The sequence below is a fragment of the Sulfitobacter indolifex genome, assembly GCF_022788655.1.
Classification (GTDB): domain Bacteria; phylum Pseudomonadota; class Alphaproteobacteria; order Rhodobacterales; family Rhodobacteraceae; genus Sulfitobacter; species Sulfitobacter indolifex.
The window spans coordinates 1,069,598-1,085,767 of record NZ_CP084951.1 but is presented as its reverse complement, the minus strand read 5'-3'; the positions used below and the strand labels follow the sequence as shown (position 1 = coordinate 1,085,767).

The following is a 16,170-nucleotide window of genomic DNA, read 5'->3' as shown; positions in this document are numbered from 1 at the left end:
CCGTCTCGGCCTACCTCTGCGCCATGCCGCGCGATGCTTTCTCTCATGTCACTACCTGGGTTTTCGACCTGGATCAGACGCTCTACCCGCCCGAGGCGCGGCTTTTCGATCTGATCGAAGCTCGCATGGTCGATTGGGTGATGAATGCCATCAAGGTGGATAGGGCCGAGGCCAACCACCTGCGCCAGCACTATTGGCAGACCTATGGCACCACGCTCGCGGGCCTGATGCGCGAACATGGCGTCGATCCCGGCCCCTATCTTACCGATGTACATGACATCCCGATGGATCGGCTGACCCCTGATCCGCTGCTTGCCCAAGCAATCCGCGTCTTACCGGGGCGGCGCATCGTCTACACCAACGGCTGCGCTCCTTACGCCGAGCGGGTGCTGGAGGCGCGCGGGCTTACCGGGCTTTTCGACGCAGTCTACGGCGTCGAACACGCCGATTTCCTGCCCAAACCCGAAGCAGCGGCCTATGACAAAGTCTTTGGCATCGACGGGTTCCAGACCAATGCCGCTGCCATGTTCGAGGATGATCCGCGCAACCTTGCCGCCCCCCACGCGTTGGGGATGCGCACAGTGCACGTGGCCCCCGAACGTGGCGAAGGCGATCACATCCACTACCATACGCAAGACCTCTGCGATTTCCTGACACGGGTGGCGGGCTGATGACTTTCGATTGCGATATTCTGATTTCCGGCGGCGGCATCGCCGGGCTGACCGCAGCCGCCTCCTTCGGCGCGGCAGGCTTTGATGTGATCTGCGTCGATCCTACACCGCCCGTCACGGATGCCGCCGCCAAAGGGGCCGACATGCGCTCCACCGCCCTGCTGCAACCGGCCCGCCTGCTGCTGGAAGACGCCGGCCTGTGGGACCGCCTCGCCCCGCATGCCGCCCCTTTGCAGATCATGCGGATCGTCGATGCGGGCGGCGAAGACCCGAGCCCCCGCGTCACCCGCGAGTTCGATGCCGCCGATATCTCCGATGCCCCCTTCGGCTGGAATTTCCCCAACTGGCTGCTGCGGCGCGAGATCCTCGCCCGCCTTAACGAATTGCCCAACGTCAATTTTCGCCCCGGCACCGGCACCACGACGCTCTTCACCCGGCAAAGCGAGGCCCGCGTGGGCCTGAGCGACGGCAGCCGGATCAGAACACGGCTGGTGATCGCCGCCGATGGGCGCAACAGTCCGATGCGCGAAGCCGCTGGGATCGAGGTCACCACCCGCCGCTACGGGCAAAAGGCGCTGGCCTTTTGCGTCACCCACCCGATCCCGCATGAGAATGTCTCGACCGAAGTGCACCGCTCCGGCGGCCCCTTCACACTCGTCCCCCTGCCCGACCGCGACGGCATGCCTTGTTCCGCCGTGGTCTGGATGGACAGCGGCCCCGCGACCCAAGCCCGTGCAACGCTTGACCCAGCCGTTTTTGAGGCCGAAGCGACGGCACGCTCGGCCAACCTCTTCGGGCCGCTCACCCTCGCCAGCCCCCGCGCGCTTTGGCCGATCATCAGCCAAGAGGCCAAGCGCCTCTCTGGTGAGCGGTTGGCGCTGGTGGCTGAGGCGGCGCATGTGCTGCCTCCCATTGGCGCGCAGGGGCTAAACATGTCTCTCACTGATCTGGCGACCCTGCTGGACCTAGCCCACGCCACGCCGGAAACGCTGGGGGATGCCGACATGCTAGAGGCCTACCACAAGGCCCGCCACGCTGACATCGCGCTCAGAGTGCGGGGGATAGATTTGCTGAACCGGGCAAGCCAAGCCAGCAGCCCACTGGCCCGCGACGCGCGTGCGGCGGGGCTCAATGCGCTTTACGCCCTGCCCCAAGTACGCAAGATGTTGATGCAAATGGGGTTGGGCCTGCGCCGCTGATCTGCGGCGCAGTTGATCTTACAAAACCTCGTCGAGCACAGCCGTCAGCCGCGCCACGGTCGCGTCCACATCATAGAGCTTATCCAGACCGAACAGCCCCAGACGGAAGGTGCGGAAATCATCCGGCTCGCCAACCTGCAAGGGCACCCCGGCAGCAATCTGCATGCCCTTGGCGGCAAAAGCCTTGCCGTTTTGGACATCGGGATCCGTAGTATAGCCGACCACCACACCCGGCGCTGCATACCCCTCAGCAGCGACCGAGGTCACGCCCCTTTCGGACAACGCCTCCCGCACCGCTTCGCCCAAACGCCACTGCGCTTCTTTCAACCGGTCAAACCCATAATCGCGGGTCTCACGCACCGTATCCCGGAAAACACGCAGCGCATCCGTCGGCATGGTCGCGTGATAGGCATGGCCGCCCGCTTCATAGGCTTTCATCATGTCGCGCCACTTGCGCAGGTCGATGGCGAAACTATCCGATGTGGTCTCATTAAGCCGCGTCTCGGCCCGTGCGGACATCATCACCAACCCGGCCGAGGGCGAGGCGCTCCACCCCTTTTGCGGTGCCGAGATCAGCACATCGACGCCAAGCGCCTCCATATCAACCCAGACACAGCCCGACGCGATGCAATCCAGCACCATCAACGCGCCCACCTCATGCGCCGCTGCGGCCATTTCTTTGATGTAGTCATCGGGCAAGATCATGCCTGAGCTCGTTTCCACATGCGGTGCGAACACCACCTGCGGCTTGCTTTCGCGGATCGCGGCGGTGACCTCGTTGATTGGTGCGGGCGCAAAGGGCGCGGGGCTGGCGTTGCCTTGCATCCGCGCCTTCATCACCTCGGCGCTGTTGGTCAAATCGGCGCTCTCAATAATCTGGCTCCAGCGATAGGAAAACCACCCGTTGCGCACCACCAACACGTCTTGGCCCCGCGCAAACTGCCGCGCCACGGCCTCCATCGCATAGGTGCCGCCGCCGGGCACCAGCGCCACAGCATCGGCGTTGTACACTTCACCCAACCAGTCCGAGAGGTCGCGCATGACCTGCTGAAACTCTGCTGACATGTGGTTGAGCGAACGGTCGGTAAAGACCACGCTGAATTCATCGAGCCCTGCTGGGTCTACCGTGTCGAGCAATGCCATCGTTCTTCCTCCATCTTTCGATCAAAGGCATATGGCCCGCCGCCGCAAAAGGCAATTCGCGGCTAAAGCGGCCCCGGCAACCGCTCCTCGCTCAAAAGCACATTGGCCTCCACCTCTCCCGCGCCGGGCAGGGTCATGATCCGCCGCCTCAGCACGCGTTCGAAATCAGGCAAATCCCGCGCCACGACCCGCAGCCGGTAGTCGAAAAGCCCCAAGACGTGCTCAACAGTCTGCACCTCGGGAATAGCACTCACCGCCCGCTCAAAATCATCTAAACTTACCCGCCCCCGCGTGGCCAGTTTAATGCCCAGAAAAACGGTCACGCCAAAACCCAAAGCCTCGGCATTCAACCGCAACCGCCGACCCGAAATCGCGCCGCCTTCTTCCAATCGCCTGATGCGCCGCCATGTCGCAGGCTGCGACAGACCAAGCCGCCGGCCCAAGGCGCTCGTACTTTGCGTCGCATCCCGTGCCAATGCGCGCAGCAAGGCGCGGTCGATCTCGTCCAACTCGATCACAGCGGCAGCCCCTCTTGCGTCTTGATCCGCGCCACATGCATCAGCGCCTCAATCTCGGCGATATGCGGCAGGGTCAGGATACGGCTGCGGTAGATTTGCTGATAATGCGCCATGTCCCGCGCAATGATCGACAGCCGCAGATCGACCCGGCCCAGAAACGTCTGAAGCTCGATCACCTCGGGCACCTGCCGTGCCTCTGCCATAAAGATGTCAAACGCATTGGCCTGCGTCTTGTCCAGTGTCACCCGCAAGGACACCTCAAGCGCATAACCAAGCGCCGCCCAATCAATCACCACACCACTGCCCTGAACGATCCCTTGATCCTGCAACCGCGCAATCCGCCGCGCCGCCTTGCCAGCCGTGATGTTACAGCGCTCCGCCAACTCACCGGGGCTTAGGCTCGGCTCTGCCTGCCAGTAGCGCAGAATACGGCGATCCAGATCATCAAGCATGATTTTTCCATTTTTGCGTCGTCAGGCGAATAACTATCTTCATTCTTTCACAAATACCTCTGCGATGACAATGGCTCCTAGACGCGACATCGCTATGGTGAACCCCAGATAGAGATCAACCAAAGGACAAGATCATGCGCGTTTATTATGACCGTGACTGCGATGTGAACCTCATCAAAGACAAGAAAGTAGCGATCCTCGGCTACGGATCCCAGGGCCACGCCCACGCGCTGAACCTGCGCGACTCCGGCGCCAAAAACCTCGTCGTCGCCCTGCGCGAAGGTTCTGCCTCTGCCGCCAAAGCCGAAGGCGAAGGCCTTAAGGTCATGGGCATCGCCGAAGCGGCTGCTTGGGCCGACCTGATCATGTTCACCATGCCCGATGAGCTTCAGGCTGAGACCTACAAAAAATACGTGCATGACAACATCCGTGAGGGTGCTGCTATCGCCTTCGCCCACGGTCTGAACGTCCACTTCGGCCTGATCGAGCCCAAAGAAGGCATCGATGTCATCATGATGGCGCCCAAAGGTCCGGGCCACACGGTGCGTGGCGAATACACCAAAGGCGGCGGCGTGCCTTGCCTTGTGGCCGTGGATCGCGACGCTTCCGGCAAAGCGCTGGAGATCGGCCTGTCCTATTGCTCCGCCATCGGTGGCGGCCGCTCCGGCATCATCGAGACCAACTTCCGCGAAGAATGCGAAACCGACCTCTTCGGTGAGCAGGCCGTGCTTTGCGGTGGTCTGGTTGAACTGATCCGCATGGGTTTCGAGACATTGGTCGAAGCGGGTTATGCCCCCGAGATGGCCTATTTCGAATGCCTGCACGAAGTGAAGCTGATCGTCGACCTGATCTATGAAGGCGGCATCGCCAACATGAACTACTCGATCTCCAACACGGCGGAATACGGCGAATATGTCTCCGGCCCGCGCATTCTGCCTTACGACGAGACCAAGAAGCGCATGAAAGACGTGCTGACAGACATCCAGAACGGTAAATTCGTGCGCGACTTCATGCAAGAAAACGCCGTCGGCCAGCCTTCGTTCAAAGCGACCCGTCGCATCAACGACGAGCACCGCATCGAACAGGTCGGCGCCAAGCTGCGTGAGATGATGCCGTGGATTTCCGCAGGCAAGATGGTGGACAAGGCCAAGAACTGAGCCAGTTTCAATTAAAGATGAGACGACATCGACCCCGGCCTCGCGCCGGGGTCTTTGCCTTTGCCCCGGAGCCTGAATGAACACCACACCGCAAATTACCCTGACCAGCTGGCTGCTGGTGGTCCTTCTGGGTTTTGTCTGGGGCGGCACCTTTCTGGTCACCGAAGTTGCCCTTACTGGCATCACACCCTTTTGGCTTGCCGCCTCGCGTATCGGCCTTGCGTCTGTCGTGATGCTGGCGCTTTGGGCCACGCGTGGCTTTGCGCTTTTCACCGCGCGGCCAACAGCCGGCGATATCACCACCCTGATTACTATTGGCATTATCAGCTCGGCCCTGCCCTTTTCGCTGCTGGCTTGGGGGCAGCAATATGTGACCTCCGGCTTCGCCGGGGTGACCATGGCCTCTGTCGCGCTGATCGTCTTGCCGTTGGCGCATTTTTTGCTGCCGGGCGAAAACATGACCCCGCGCAAAATCGGCGGCTTTTTGATTGGTTTTGTCGGCGTGGTGGTGCTGATTGGTGGACAGGCGTTTGAAAGCACGGGCGCCGCGATGGAGACAGCCGGACGCATGGCCTGCGTCGGCGCGGCGTCTTGTTATGCGTTCAGCTCTATCCTAATGCGCCGCCTGCCTTCGGTGGATCCTATTGGGCTGGGGACAATCCTCATGCTGATCGGTGCAAGCGTCATGCTGCCGGCCGCTTTCCTCAGCGAAGGGCCGCCCCCTTTGCCCAGCCCTAAGATATTGGGCGTATTGGCCTTTCTTGGCCTTATCCCCACCGCAGGTGCCGCTTTTCTGCGGGTCTACGTGGTGCGCACTGCCGGGCCGGTCTTCATGTCCTTGGTGAATTACCAAGTGCCAGTTTGGTCTGTTCTGCTCGGCGCGCTGATCCTGTCAGAGCCGCTGCCGATGTCGCTGCTTTATGCGATGGCGCTGATCCTTGCCGGGGTGGGCCTTAGCCAATATGGCGCGCTGAAACGGTTGTTCCAGCGCGGACGGGCCTAGCTGCCCACTGCCGCGTTCACCGCGTCAACCACACTGTCCACCGCACCCTCCATCAGCGCCGCATCTTCATGCTCTGCCATCACCCGCACCAGTGGCTCGGTGCCGGACTTGCGGATCAACAGCCGCCCACCTTTAGCGAGATCGGCTTCGGCCTGCGCGATGGCGGCCTGCACCTGCGCGTCTTCCAGCGGGGTCTGACCGCTGGAAAAGCGCACGTTTTTCAGCAGTTGCGGCACCGGATCGAATTGATACAGCAGTTCCGAAGCAGGCTTGCCCGAACGCACCATCTCGGCCAGAAACTGCATCCCGGCCATGAGGCCATCGCCCGTGGTGGCGTGATCGGTCATGACGATATGGCCCGACTGCTCCCCGCCGAGGTTGAAGCCCCCCGCGCGCATCCGCTCCACCACATAACGGTCCCCCACGGCGGTCCGCTCCAGCTGAACCCCGCGATCGTTGAGGAAACGCTCTAGCCCCAGATTGCTCATCACCGTGGCAACCAGCGCCTTGTTCGCGAGCCGGTCATCCGCAGCCCAACGCGCCGCCATCAGCGCCATGAATTGATCCCCGTCGCCGATACGGCCATTCTGGTCGATCAAGATTACCCGATCCGCATCACCATCAAGGCAAATGCCAACGTCTGCGCCATTCGCGACCACGGCCTCGGCTGCCGATTGTGGCTCGGTAGACCCACACCCATCGTTGATATTAAGTCCATTGGGGGCCACACCTACGGGGATCACCGTCGCGCCCAATTCCCACAGGGCCATCGGGGCAACGTGATAGGCCGCGCCATGCGCGCAGTCGATCACCACCTTCAGCCCATCCAGACGCATCTGACGCGGGAAAGAGGATTTAACCCGCTCGATATAGCGAAAGCGACTGTCGTCGATCCGCTTTGCGCGACCAATCTGGTCGGGGGCCGTAGGCTCCACCCCTTCGGCGACCAAGGTCTCGATCTCGTGTTCGACCTGATCAGACAATTTGAACCCGTCAGGCCCGAAAAACTTGATGCCATTGTCGCTGGCCGGGTTGTGGCTGGCGGAAATCATCACCCCCAAATCGGCCCGCATTGAGCGTGTCAGAAGCCCGACCGCCGGGGTCGGCACCGGGCCAAGCAGCAGTACATTCATCCCCGTGCTGGTCAGCCCCGCCGTCAATGCGTTCTCAAACATATAGCCCGACAGGCGGGTGTCCTTGCCGATCACCACACGGTGCACACTGTCTTTCTCGCGCCGGAAATAGCGCCCAACAGCCGCGCCGATACGCAGCGCCATTTCGGCGGTCATGGGGTGAAAATTGGCCGTGCCGCGCACGCCATCTGTACCAAAAAGCTTTGTCATATCTGTTTTCCTGTCATGGCTGCACGGTAAAGTGCAATCGCTTGAATGGTTTGCGCCACATCATGAACGCGTAAGAATTGAATGCCGTGGTTCAACGCCGCCAGCGCCACCGCGATGGACCCCGGCGCGCGGTCTTCCCCCGCCTCGCCGCCACCGATCGTGCCAATAAAGCGCTTTCGCGAAGCACCCAGCAAGACCGGCACGCCAAGGCTGTGAAACAGGCTCAAACGGGCAAGTAGCGCGAGATTGTGCTCTAACGTTTTGCCAAATCCTATACCGGGATCAGCGATGATGTTGCGGCGTTCAATCCCAACTGCCTCTAGCGCGGCAATACGCTCGGCCAGATAGTCATAGACGTCCAGCAGCACGTCATCATAGCGCGGATCGCGCTGCATCGTGGCAGGGTCGCCTTTGGCATGCATCACGCAGATAGGTAGGCCACGGGCCGCGCAAAAGGGCGCAAGGGCAGGATCGAAGGTCAGCGCAGCCACGTCATTGACCAGACCCGCCCCTGCCGCCACGGCTGCCTCGGCCACGGCAGCCTTGCGCGTGTCAATGCTGATCGCCCCTGGGCCTGAGGCACGCAGCCCTTCGATCACCGGCACGACGCGGGCGATCTCTACAGCCGCGGGCACCGTCTCAGCCCCCGGACGGGTCGATTCGCCGCCCACATCAAGCATGTCGACCCCGACAGATCGCATCGCCACGCCTGCCGCTACCGCCACCTGCGGATCAGCGTGACGCCCCCCATCTGAGAAACTGTCTGGCGTGGCGTTAAGGATGCCCATGACACGGGGGCGGTCGAAAGACAGTCCGGCAACCGGCGCGCGCGGTGCGGTCAGCGTCTCCAACGCCACTTGGGGCAACTCAGCCGCTGGGATCACACGCGGCGCACTTGCGCGGTTCAGCACCTCAACATGAGTGAACCAACCCCACCCCCCCGCAAGGGTTACGGCGCCCTCAGGCCGCGCGGGACCAATTTGAACTAGCGGGCGATGATAATCAGACATCAGACGATATTTGCCATTTCAGTCGACAGCGCTCGCATCGGCAGTCCCGCACTCTCAGGCAGCTCGGCACCAATCACCAAAAGCTCGGTCGCAGCACAGCTTTCCGCGAACCATGCCGCCAAAGCAGATGCCGCGTTTGGGGCGGCGGTGGGGCCATCGACCGCGTCGAGCACGATGCGCGACGGGGCCCAAATGTTCAACTGACCATTTTTCATGGCCCAGTCTAACTCTGTTCGGCTGCCGACAACGACGCCGCGTGGATCGCAGGCGGCAAGTTTCCACGCGTTCTGCTCAATCGCCAAGAGATCAATATGGCGCTGCGCCCTTGCTTGCCCGGCCTGCGGTGCGGCAGTGTCCGCCGGACCGACGCAAAGGATCACGGGCTGGGAATCGGCTTCCAACTGGTCTAACCAACCGGTCAGATGAGCAGATGCTATCGCCGCGTTCGAAAGATAAACCACACGGGGCTGCGGCGTCTCAATCGCGGGGTCCTGCGTTACAGCACCACTTCCGCGGGCCCGCACGATCTCAACCCCAAGGGCACCGGGGCCGCGGTCCAGCTTCTCAATACGGACAAAAACCCGCATCGCTTGCGGCTCAACCAAGATCCGATCCGCCACCCGTTCGGCCAGTGTTTCCAGCAGATTAAGCCGTTCGGCAGCAAGCTCGGCGGCAATTGCCTCGGTCACGCGATCATAAGAAAGGATGCGATCTACATCATCCTCGACGTCGCCTGTAAGCGGAGCAACCTCGACGACAACATTAAAGCAGACCCGCTGCGTCACATCCCGCTCGGCCTGAAACGCGCCGATTTCAACCTCAACGATATGATCGCGCAGGGAAATGCGGTCGCGTGGCTCAGGACCGGCCATCGCCGCGGCCCGCTCTGACGGGTGGGCAAAAGCAAGTCGAATTTCGTCGGACATCGGCAGCGCCTATCGGATCAGGGTAACATGCCCCTTTGGGGGGCGCCTCAGGGCACCTCTAGCAGGCCCACCGTCGGCAGGCCAGCACCCGAAAACAAATCTGCGTCCTACCCTTTAGTTCGACGCAGTTTTCCACGTGTGGCGGTAGAAGAGATGCTGCCCGATCCGTGCTGTCTTGGTATAGACCCGCGCCCAGTTGGGGTTCACGGCGGTCGTGTGGTAGTGGGTTGCACCGTTGGTCAGCTTCGGCGCAGTGCCGTCGATGATCGCGCGGGCCACTTTCGAGACACGGGCAAAGGCGCGCGGCTCGTTGATGACTTCTTTGTTGCCATCGCAGGTGTAGGTGAATTGGCACTGGTACTTGCGGCCAGTCCCTTGATTGATCACGCCGCAAAGCGTGCCGGGGAAGCGGGCCGATTTCACGCGGTTCATGATCACTTCGGCAACGGCGAACTGACCTTTGACGGTCTCACCACGGGCCTCAAAGTAGAGCGCTTCGGCAAGGCACTGCAACTCGGCGCTGCCTTCGGCCTTGGGCTGGCTATCAACCCATGCCTTAGAGAATTTCACATCGGTCTCGCTGGCCGAAGCTGGTTGCGCGACCATTTCCCGAAGTCGGGCAGCGCCCGCGGATTTCAGACCTTGAAGTTCGATCTGCGCCAGATCGCTGGCGCTCTCGGAACTGGCCGCAGCGGCCAATGGAGCGCTGCAAAGAGCGACGGAAAGTGCAAAAGAGATCGACCGGATAAAACGCATCATGCGCCTCGCATCATTGTTAGGGCTGCGGGGCGGATAGCCAAAAGGTTCCTCGCGGTAAACCCAACCGGGCATTATGTGCAGAAACCCGCCGAATTATGGTATAAGTTGGGCCGTTGCCCGCCGCCCCTACCCGATCTTGTGGGCGATTGCGAGTTGGGCCGCGGCCAAACGTGCAACCGGAACGCGAAATGGCGAGCAAGAAACGTAATCGAAGCCCGATTCGCGGCAAAATGCGATCGATTCTGGGTTCCCGCCATGCTCTCCACAGATCGAAAGCGTGATCCCAGGTTGCGCTTTTCGGCCCCGTTCGGCACCCAATTGCAGCAATTCGCCCACCCCATCGGTGTCGAGCACGTGAAACGGATCTTCGGGATAGACCCCCTGTTGGACGTAATTCGACATGAACCGCCCTGCATCATCGCGCGACAATCCATAGGTCATCTGCGTCAGGTCATTGGTGCCAAAGCTGAGAAAAGCACAATGCGGCGCGATCTCTTCGGCACGCAAACAGGCGCGCGGGGTCTCGACCATGACACCAAGGCGATAGGTAAAGCTCGCATCACGCTCGCTGCGCACGGCGGCGGCCACGGCATCGACCGACGCCTTGACCAGTTCCACCTCGCGCCGGGCGCTGACCAGTGGGATCATGATCTCGGGCACCACCGGCTCGCCATCCCGGCTGGCCTCAATGGTCGCTTCAAAGATCGCGCGTGCCTGCATCTCATAGATCTCAGGCACCGTGACCCCCAGACGCACGCCCCGTAGGCCCAGCATCGGGTTATATTCCGTCATCGCAGCCACGCGCCGCGTCACGTCAGACATCTGCAGCCCAAGCGCCTCGGCGAGTTCGCGTTGTCCGGCTTTGTCCGATGGCAGGAATTCATGCAGGGGCGGATCGAACAGGCGGATGCAGACGGGCTGGCCCTGCATAATGCGGAATAGCTGAGTGAAATCATCGCGCTGCATGGGCAACAGGCGTTCCAACACGGCGCGGCGATCCTCACCGCTTTCGGCAAAGATCATCTCGCGCATCACGGTCAGGCGGCCGGGCTCGAAAAACATATGCTCGGTCCGACACAGCCCGATGCCATGGGCGTTGAAGTTCCGCGCGGTCTGCGCATCGGCAGGCGTATCGGCATTGGCGCGAATGCCAATGTCGGCCACATCTTCGGCCCAGCCCATCAGCCGGGTGAAGGTATCATCAAGTGCGGCCTCCTGCATCTGGGGTGCCCCGGCTAGCACCTGCCCGGTAGAACCGTCCACGGTGATCTGGTCGCCTTCAACAAAGACCCGCCCATCGGGGGCAATGATCTGCCGTTGGGTCACGATAAAGCGCATGTTCGTCGCGCCCACTACACAAGGCAGCCCCATGCCGCGCCCGATCACCGCCGCATGGCTGGTGATGCCACCGCGCTCGGTCAGCACCGCGCGGGCCGCGTGCATGCCGCGGATGTCTTCGGGCGATGTTTCGCGCCGTACAAGGATACAAGGCTCGCCGCGCGCGGCGCTGGCCTGCGCGTCACTGGCGGAAAAGACGATCCGCCCGGTGGCGGCGCCGGGGCTTGCGGCGATGCCGCGCCCGATCACATCGCGCTTGGCGCTTGGATCGACTTGGCGGTGGAGCAATTCTGACAGCGTGCGCGGCTGCACCCGCATGAGCGCCTCTTCGCGGCTGATGATCCCCTCATCCGCCAGCGCCACCGCGATCCGCACCGCCGCGCGGGAAGACCGCGCCACTTTTACGCCATCCAGAATATGCAGCTTGCCTTGGTCGATCACAAACTCGACCTGCATCTCGGCGCGCAGGCGTTTGCGCATCAGAGCCGCGTGTTCTTTCAACTCGGCAAAAGCTTCGGGCACCAGTTCTTCCAGCGACGGTCCGCGCGGATCGCGGGTAAGATACATCGCCGCCGCATCGCCTTCGAGCGCATCGCGGCCTTGGCTTTGGCTGAGGTAGCGCCCGGTGATCTGCGGCAGGCCGGTGTCACTGTCGACCAGTTGCAATACGCCCGAACCGCACTGCCCTTGCCCCACACCAAATGCCATCTCTTGCACGATCAGCCCCAGCCCGGCATCCGCAGGCGCGCCTTTGGCCTGTCGCAACAGCCGCGCTGAAGTGCCATTCCACGCCCGCGCCATAGAGCGCAGCACGGCGGCCAATTGCGTCGCTGGGTCTTGGGGGAAACGCTCTTCTGTTTCGGCCTCATAGGCGCGCAGCGACTCCATCAGCGCCGCGCGGCCATCGCCGTTCACATCGTCGAACATATCGGGGTCAAGGCGGGCAACATTGACCGCATAGGACTGCACGAAGCGCGAATAAAGCGCCGCCGCCGGACCTTCGCCAATGGTCTTGGCGTAATTTTCAAACAGCGCGTCATTGATGCCAATGTTCAGAACCGCCCCCGGCCCGCCCCAATCGGGGTCTTGGCTGGAGGGACGCACACAAAGCAACGCCCCCTTGGGGAATTGATCGACCACCGCCTGCACATCGGGCAACTGCCCGCGGGCAATTTGTTGCACCGCATTAAAGGAAACCGCCACGGTGGACGGCACCGGCAATTCAAGCCGCACCAACCGCTGCAAGCATTTCGCCCGCCCGCCGTGGGTGTCATTTGCGATCGGCGCGGTGGGGGTCACCAGCGTGGTATTCGGGTCATTCTGCACTGCGGCACCTTCAACATTCAGATGCAGCATAGGGGTTAAGGCAAAAGGGGCAAGTGATCTTGCCCCTGCCCCGCTTACCCGTCGAGCTTGGTCAGATCGGCCACGGCGCTACAGATGGTGCGAATGCGGCTTAGCAGATTAAGCCGATTGCGTCGCACGGTCGGGTTGTTGGCATTGACCTGCACCGCCTCGAAAAACGCATCAATCGGCCCGCGCAATTCGGCCATGGCCGCCATTGCTGTCGAGAAATCCTGCGCTGCCATCGCCGGGGTGATCTTGGCCTCGGCCTTATCCAGCGCCGCGAAGAGGTCTTTCTCGGCCTCCGTCTCGGCAAACTTCGGATCAGCGCCGAAGGAGTATTCCACGCCATCGGCCTCTTCAGCTTGGCTGAGGATGTTGTTGGCGCGTTTGAAGCCTTGGATCAGGTTCTCGCCGTCGTCGGTTTTCAGCGTTTCCGAAAGGGCGCGGGCGCGTTTGACCAAGAGGGTCAGATCGTCGCTGCCGTCCATGGCGATGCAGGCATCGATGATGTCGTGGCGGATGCCTTGATCGCGGAGGTAGACTTTCAGGCGGTCGTGGATGAAGGAGAGGAGGTCACTAGACTTGAAATGAAGATTTCCTAGGATACTGAACAACTTTGCACGAGTAGCCTCTTGTTCAGCGATTGCTAGATCAGAGATTTTTTGAACCAGTTCTCCGTCGCGATCCATTTCAATCGGTCCGATAGGCAGTTTGCCTCCACGCAGAGTTGCCAACAAGCCTTCATGGTCTTCAATCTTTCGCAGAACATCAGCGAAAGGGAACGGGTGCGATTGTATCGCAGGCCAAATACCGCTTTCCAATACCGCAAGGCTCACATCATTCTCCACCAAAATCCGAATGACCCCCAAAGCCGCACGCCGCAGCGCGAAGGGATCCTTGCTTCCGGTCGGCTTCTCATCAATCGCCCAGAACCCGGTCAGTTTGTCGATCTTCTCGGCCAAAGCCACAGCAATCGACACCGGCGCGGTCGGCACATCGTCGGACGGCCCGAGCGGCGCGTAGTGGTCCTTTGCCGCGTCTGCCACAGCATCCGACAGCCCGGCCTTGCGCGCATAGTAGCTGCCCATCAAACCCTGCAATTCGGGGAACTCATAGACCATCTCGGAACTGAGATCGGCCTTGGCCACCCGCGCCGCCTGTTCGGCCTCATCTGCATCAGCCCCGACCAGCGGGGCAAGCTCACGCGACAAGGTCGCCATACGGTCGATCAACTCGGCTTGGGTGCCCAGCTTGTTGTGGAAGGTGACGTTTTCCAGCGCCTTGACCCAAGTCGCCATGCCGCCCTCGGCGGTGACGGTGCGCAGGTCGTTGTCCCAAAAGAACTTCGCATCCGACAGACGCGCGCCGAGCACCTTTTCATTGCCCGCAAGGATCGTGGCGCCATCGTCGGCGGTGGTGCGGTTGGCGACGGTGACAAAGCGTTCGATCTGGCCCGACTTCGGGTTGCGGACCGAGAAGAATTTTTGGTGTTCTTTCATCGAGGTCTGCAAAACCTCCGGCGGCAGGCCGAGGAAATCTTCGCCAATCCGGCCCATCAGCACGACCGGGTATTCCACAAGGCCTGCGACTTCAGCCAACAGGCCCGCGTCTTCGACAACCTCTAGCCCGGCGGCAAAGGCCATATTGGTCGCGTCGTTCCAGATCGTATCGGCACGTGCGGCGGGGTCGAGTACGACGGAGGCGCGTGCGAGTTTGGTTTGATAGTCCTCGAAACCTGCGACCTCGATCTCACCCGGCGCAAGGAACCGGTGGCCGCGCGTGGTGTTGCCCGCGGTGATGCCGTCAACCGTCAGCGGCACAACTTCGGCGCCGGCCTCGTCGTTGATGATGCAAAGGATCGAATGCAGCGGACGCACCCATTTGAGGCTGCCGGTGCCCCACCGCATCGACTTGGGCCATGGGAAATTGCGGATCGTCTGTTCCAGCACCTCGGCCACTATCTCGGCCGCCGGACGGCCCGGCTTTTCGATCTTGGCGAAAAAGACTTTGCCTTTGGGGGTATCGCGTTCCTCAAGCTGATCACGGGTGAGACCTGCCCCGCGCAAGAACCCTTCGATGGCCTTTTCCGGCGCGTCAGCTTTGGGACCTTTGCGTTCCTCGACCTGTCGCGGGCTGGCGGCGAGCATGTCGCCAAGCGCCAGCGTCAGGCGGCGCGGTGTGGTGAAGACGGCAGCGGAGCCGTAGGTCAGGCCAGCTTCGACCAAGCCATTGGTCACCAGCTTTTGCAGGTCTTCACCCGCACGTTTCTGCATCCGCGCAGGGATTTCTTCGGAGAAAAGTTCAATCAGCAGATCTGGCACGGGCGGCCCCCAATTCTTGCCGCGGTGGCGGCGTCTCATCGGGGGCTTGGATAACGAGTGCTAGGCGGAGGGTCTAGCCCCCCGCCCTGCGTTTAATCCAACAAGGTGCGGATATCGGGATCGGAGAATTTCGGGATCACGCGATAGCCCGCTTCGACGAAGTTATAGATCGCAAAGCCAATCAGCCCCAGACCTGCGCCCCCCAAAAGGAACTGCCCAAAGGCCATGCCGCGCAGACTTTGCAAAGCTTCGCCCAGACCACCGGCCTGTTCTGGATTGGCCGTCAGCGCCGCATAGCCCAGCGAAAAGGCGACCAGCCCCAAGATTGCGCCGTAGATGACAAGGCCGATTTTCACGACCGGGTCGATGCTTTCGGTGAAATGCGTGCGCGCCAGATGGCCCTTATATTTCCCGCTCCACCCCTTGTAGGCGTAATAGACCCCTGCGCCCAATAGGATCAGCGCGCCAGCGGCCACGATATAGCGCCCACCAGGCATCGCCATAAGCTTTTGCGTCCAGTCCTGCGCCGAACTGCCGCCGGAATTTTTGCCGCTCATGGCCAAGGCCAGAACCGAGATACCAATACCGCCGTGGATCAGCCCGGTAACGATTTGCCCCAGTCGTGCAAACAGACCCTCAGCATCGGTGCCGTGGTCTTCTACGTCTTTCACGCCAGCCGTCACGCGCCAAACCAAATAGGCCAACAGGCCAAGGCCGATGGCAAACAACGCCGGCACGCCGTAGGGTTCATCGCGAAGTGCGGCCAACGCATCTTTCGTGCCCGAGGCTTGGGTGGATTTGAACGCTGCCAGCAAGGCCAGCCCGCCAACGATCATATAGATTACGCCCCGCGCGCCGTAGCCCGCCCGCATAACCCATTTTAGTCCTTCATGTGATTTGTCTGACACGTGCGCCCCCATTCTATTGGAGGACAAGCGTTCGGCGCAGGGAAAAGGTTCCGCGCTATTTTCAGCGCGGTGCCT

14 protein-coding genes are annotated in these 16,170 nt (G+C 61.6%); 4 read left to right on the top strand and 10 right to left on the bottom strand.

The genetic code is table 11. The annotated features are described in order from the left end of the window. Positions 1–23: 23 nt before the first annotated feature. Both DSM14862_RS05320 and DSM14862_RS05315 read left to right on the top strand, forming a co-directional pair. Positions 24–671, top strand: a complete 648-nt coding sequence (locus DSM14862_RS05320; protein WP_040701092.1) for a pyrimidine 5'-nucleotidase — start codon at positions 24–26, stop codon at positions 669–671. Next, positions 671–1,870 carry a UbiH/UbiF family hydroxylase gene (locus tag DSM14862_RS05315; RefSeq protein WP_007119398.1) on the top strand — a complete coding sequence of 400 codons (1,200 nt, stop codon included), beginning with the start codon at positions 671–673 and terminating at the stop codon, positions 1,868–1,870. Before DSM14862_RS05320 ends, DSM14862_RS05315 begins: the two co-directional genes overlap by 1 nt. An 18-nt stretch (positions 1,871–1,888) precedes the next feature. On the opposite strand, the gene DSM14862_RS05310 is transcribed toward DSM14862_RS05315, so the two are convergent. The 3 genes from DSM14862_RS05310 to DSM14862_RS05300 all read right to left on the bottom strand — a co-directional run bounded on the left by DSM14862_RS05310 (position 1,889) and on the right by DSM14862_RS05300 (position 3,983). After that, a complete protein-coding gene (locus DSM14862_RS05310; protein WP_007119397.1) occupies positions 1,889–3,013 on the bottom strand; it encodes an aminotransferase class V-fold PLP-dependent enzyme in 1,125 nt (374 codons plus the stop codon). A gap of 62 nt (positions 3,014–3,075) precedes the next feature. After that, positions 3,076–3,531 carry an Lrp/AsnC family transcriptional regulator gene (locus DSM14862_RS05305; RefSeq protein ID WP_007119396.1) on the bottom strand — a complete coding sequence of 152 codons (456 nt, stop codon included), beginning with the start codon at positions 3,529–3,531 and terminating at the stop codon, positions 3,076–3,078. Next, entirely contained in the window at positions 3,528–3,983 is a 456-nt protein-coding gene (locus tag DSM14862_RS05300) for an Lrp/AsnC family transcriptional regulator (protein ID WP_007119395.1), read from the bottom strand. The genes DSM14862_RS05305 and DSM14862_RS05300 overlap by 4 nt, the downstream gene beginning before the upstream one ends. A gap of 134 nt (positions 3,984–4,117) precedes the next feature. Between DSM14862_RS05300 and ilvC the strand changes: the two genes are divergently transcribed. Then, positions 4,118–5,140, top strand: coding sequence for a ketol-acid reductoisomerase (gene ilvC / locus DSM14862_RS05295; RefSeq protein WP_007119394.1), 1,023 nt, complete (start codon positions 4,118–4,120; stop codon positions 5,138–5,140). 76 nt (positions 5,141–5,216) lie between these two features. Next, positions 5,217–6,143: a DMT family transporter gene (locus DSM14862_RS05290; RefSeq protein WP_007119393.1), complete on the top strand. Its 927-nt coding sequence runs from the start codon at positions 5,217–5,219 to the stop codon at positions 6,141–6,143. Here DSM14862_RS05290 and glmM read toward each other — a convergent pair. The 7 genes from glmM to DSM14862_RS05255 all read right to left on the bottom strand — a co-directional run bounded on the left by glmM (position 6,140) and on the right by DSM14862_RS05255 (position 16,095). Then, entirely contained in the window at positions 6,140–7,486 is a 1,347-nt protein-coding gene (gene glmM / locus DSM14862_RS05285; RefSeq protein ID WP_007119392.1) for a phosphoglucosamine mutase, read from the bottom strand. The genes DSM14862_RS05290 and glmM overlap by 4 nt on opposite strands. Further along, on the bottom strand, positions 7,483–8,496 hold the full coding sequence (folP, locus tag DSM14862_RS05280; RefSeq protein ID WP_007119391.1) for a dihydropteroate synthase: 1,014 nt from the start codon (positions 8,494–8,496) through the stop codon (positions 7,483–7,485). Before folP ends, glmM begins: the two co-directional genes overlap by 4 nt. After that, positions 8,496–9,422, bottom strand: coding sequence for a dihydroneopterin aldolase (locus DSM14862_RS05275; protein ID WP_007119390.1), 927 nt, complete (start codon positions 9,420–9,422; stop codon positions 8,496–8,498). The genes folP and DSM14862_RS05275 overlap by 1 nt, the downstream gene beginning before the upstream one ends. Before the next feature lie 114 nt (positions 9,423–9,536). After that, a complete protein-coding gene (locus tag DSM14862_RS05270; protein ID WP_007119389.1) occupies positions 9,537–10,181 on the bottom strand; it encodes a cell wall hydrolase in 645 nt (214 codons plus the stop codon). Positions 10,182–10,307: 126 nt separating this feature from the next. Then, the gene (gene ppdK, locus DSM14862_RS05265) at positions 10,308–12,875 is read right to left on the bottom strand and encodes a pyruvate, phosphate dikinase (RefSeq protein ID WP_007119388.1); all 2,568 of its coding nucleotides are present in this window, start codon (positions 12,873–12,875) and stop codon (positions 10,308–10,310) included. A gap of 44 nt (positions 12,876–12,919) precedes the next feature. After that, positions 12,920–15,187: a glycine--tRNA ligase subunit beta gene (gene glyS / locus DSM14862_RS05260; RefSeq protein ID WP_040700987.1), complete on the bottom strand. Its 2,268-nt coding sequence runs from the start codon at positions 15,185–15,187 to the stop codon at positions 12,920–12,922. A gap of 92 nt (positions 15,188–15,279) precedes the next feature. Continuing rightward, entirely contained in the window at positions 15,280–16,095 is an 816-nt protein-coding gene (locus tag DSM14862_RS05255) for a DUF1206 domain-containing protein (protein WP_243254329.1), read from the bottom strand. Positions 16,096–16,170 lie beyond the last annotated feature (75 nt).

Excerpts from the sequence above, each read along its gene's own strand:
- DSM14862_RS05320 (WP_040701092.1), top strand. The coding sequence starts at position 24 with ATGCCGCGCGATGCTTTCTCTCATGTCACTACCTGGGTTTTCGACCTG.
- DSM14862_RS05315 (WP_007119398.1), top strand. The coding sequence starts at position 671 with ATGACTTTCGATTGCGATATTCTGATTTCCGGCGGCGGCATCGCCGGG.
- DSM14862_RS05310 (WP_007119397.1), bottom strand. The coding sequence starts at position 3,013 with ATGGCATTGCTCGACACGGTAGACCCAGCAGGGCTCGATGAATTCAGC.
- DSM14862_RS05300 (WP_007119395.1), bottom strand. The coding sequence starts at position 3,983 with ATGCTTGATGATCTGGATCGCCGTATTCTGCGCTACTGGCAGGCAGAG.
- ilvC (WP_007119394.1), top strand. The coding sequence starts at position 4,118 with ATGCGCGTTTATTATGACCGTGACTGCGATGTGAACCTCATCAAAGAC.
- DSM14862_RS05290 (WP_007119393.1), top strand. The coding sequence starts at position 5,217 with ATGAACACCACACCGCAAATTACCCTGACCAGCTGGCTGCTGGTGGTC.
- glmM (WP_007119392.1), bottom strand. The coding sequence starts at position 7,486 with ATGACAAAGCTTTTTGGTACAGATGGCGTGCGCGGCACGGCCAATTTT.
- folP (WP_007119391.1), bottom strand. The coding sequence starts at position 8,496 with ATGTCTGATTATCATCGCCCGCTAGTTCAAATTGGTCCCGCGCGGCCT.
- DSM14862_RS05275 (WP_007119390.1), bottom strand. The coding sequence starts at position 9,422 with ATGTCCGACGAAATTCGACTTGCTTTTGCCCACCCGTCAGAGCGGGCC.
- DSM14862_RS05270 (WP_007119389.1), bottom strand. The coding sequence starts at position 10,181 with ATGATGCGTTTTATCCGGTCGATCTCTTTTGCACTTTCCGTCGCTCTT.
- ppdK (WP_007119388.1), bottom strand. The coding sequence starts at position 12,875 with ATGCTGCATCTGAATGTTGAAGGTGCCGCAGTGCAGAATGACCCGAAT.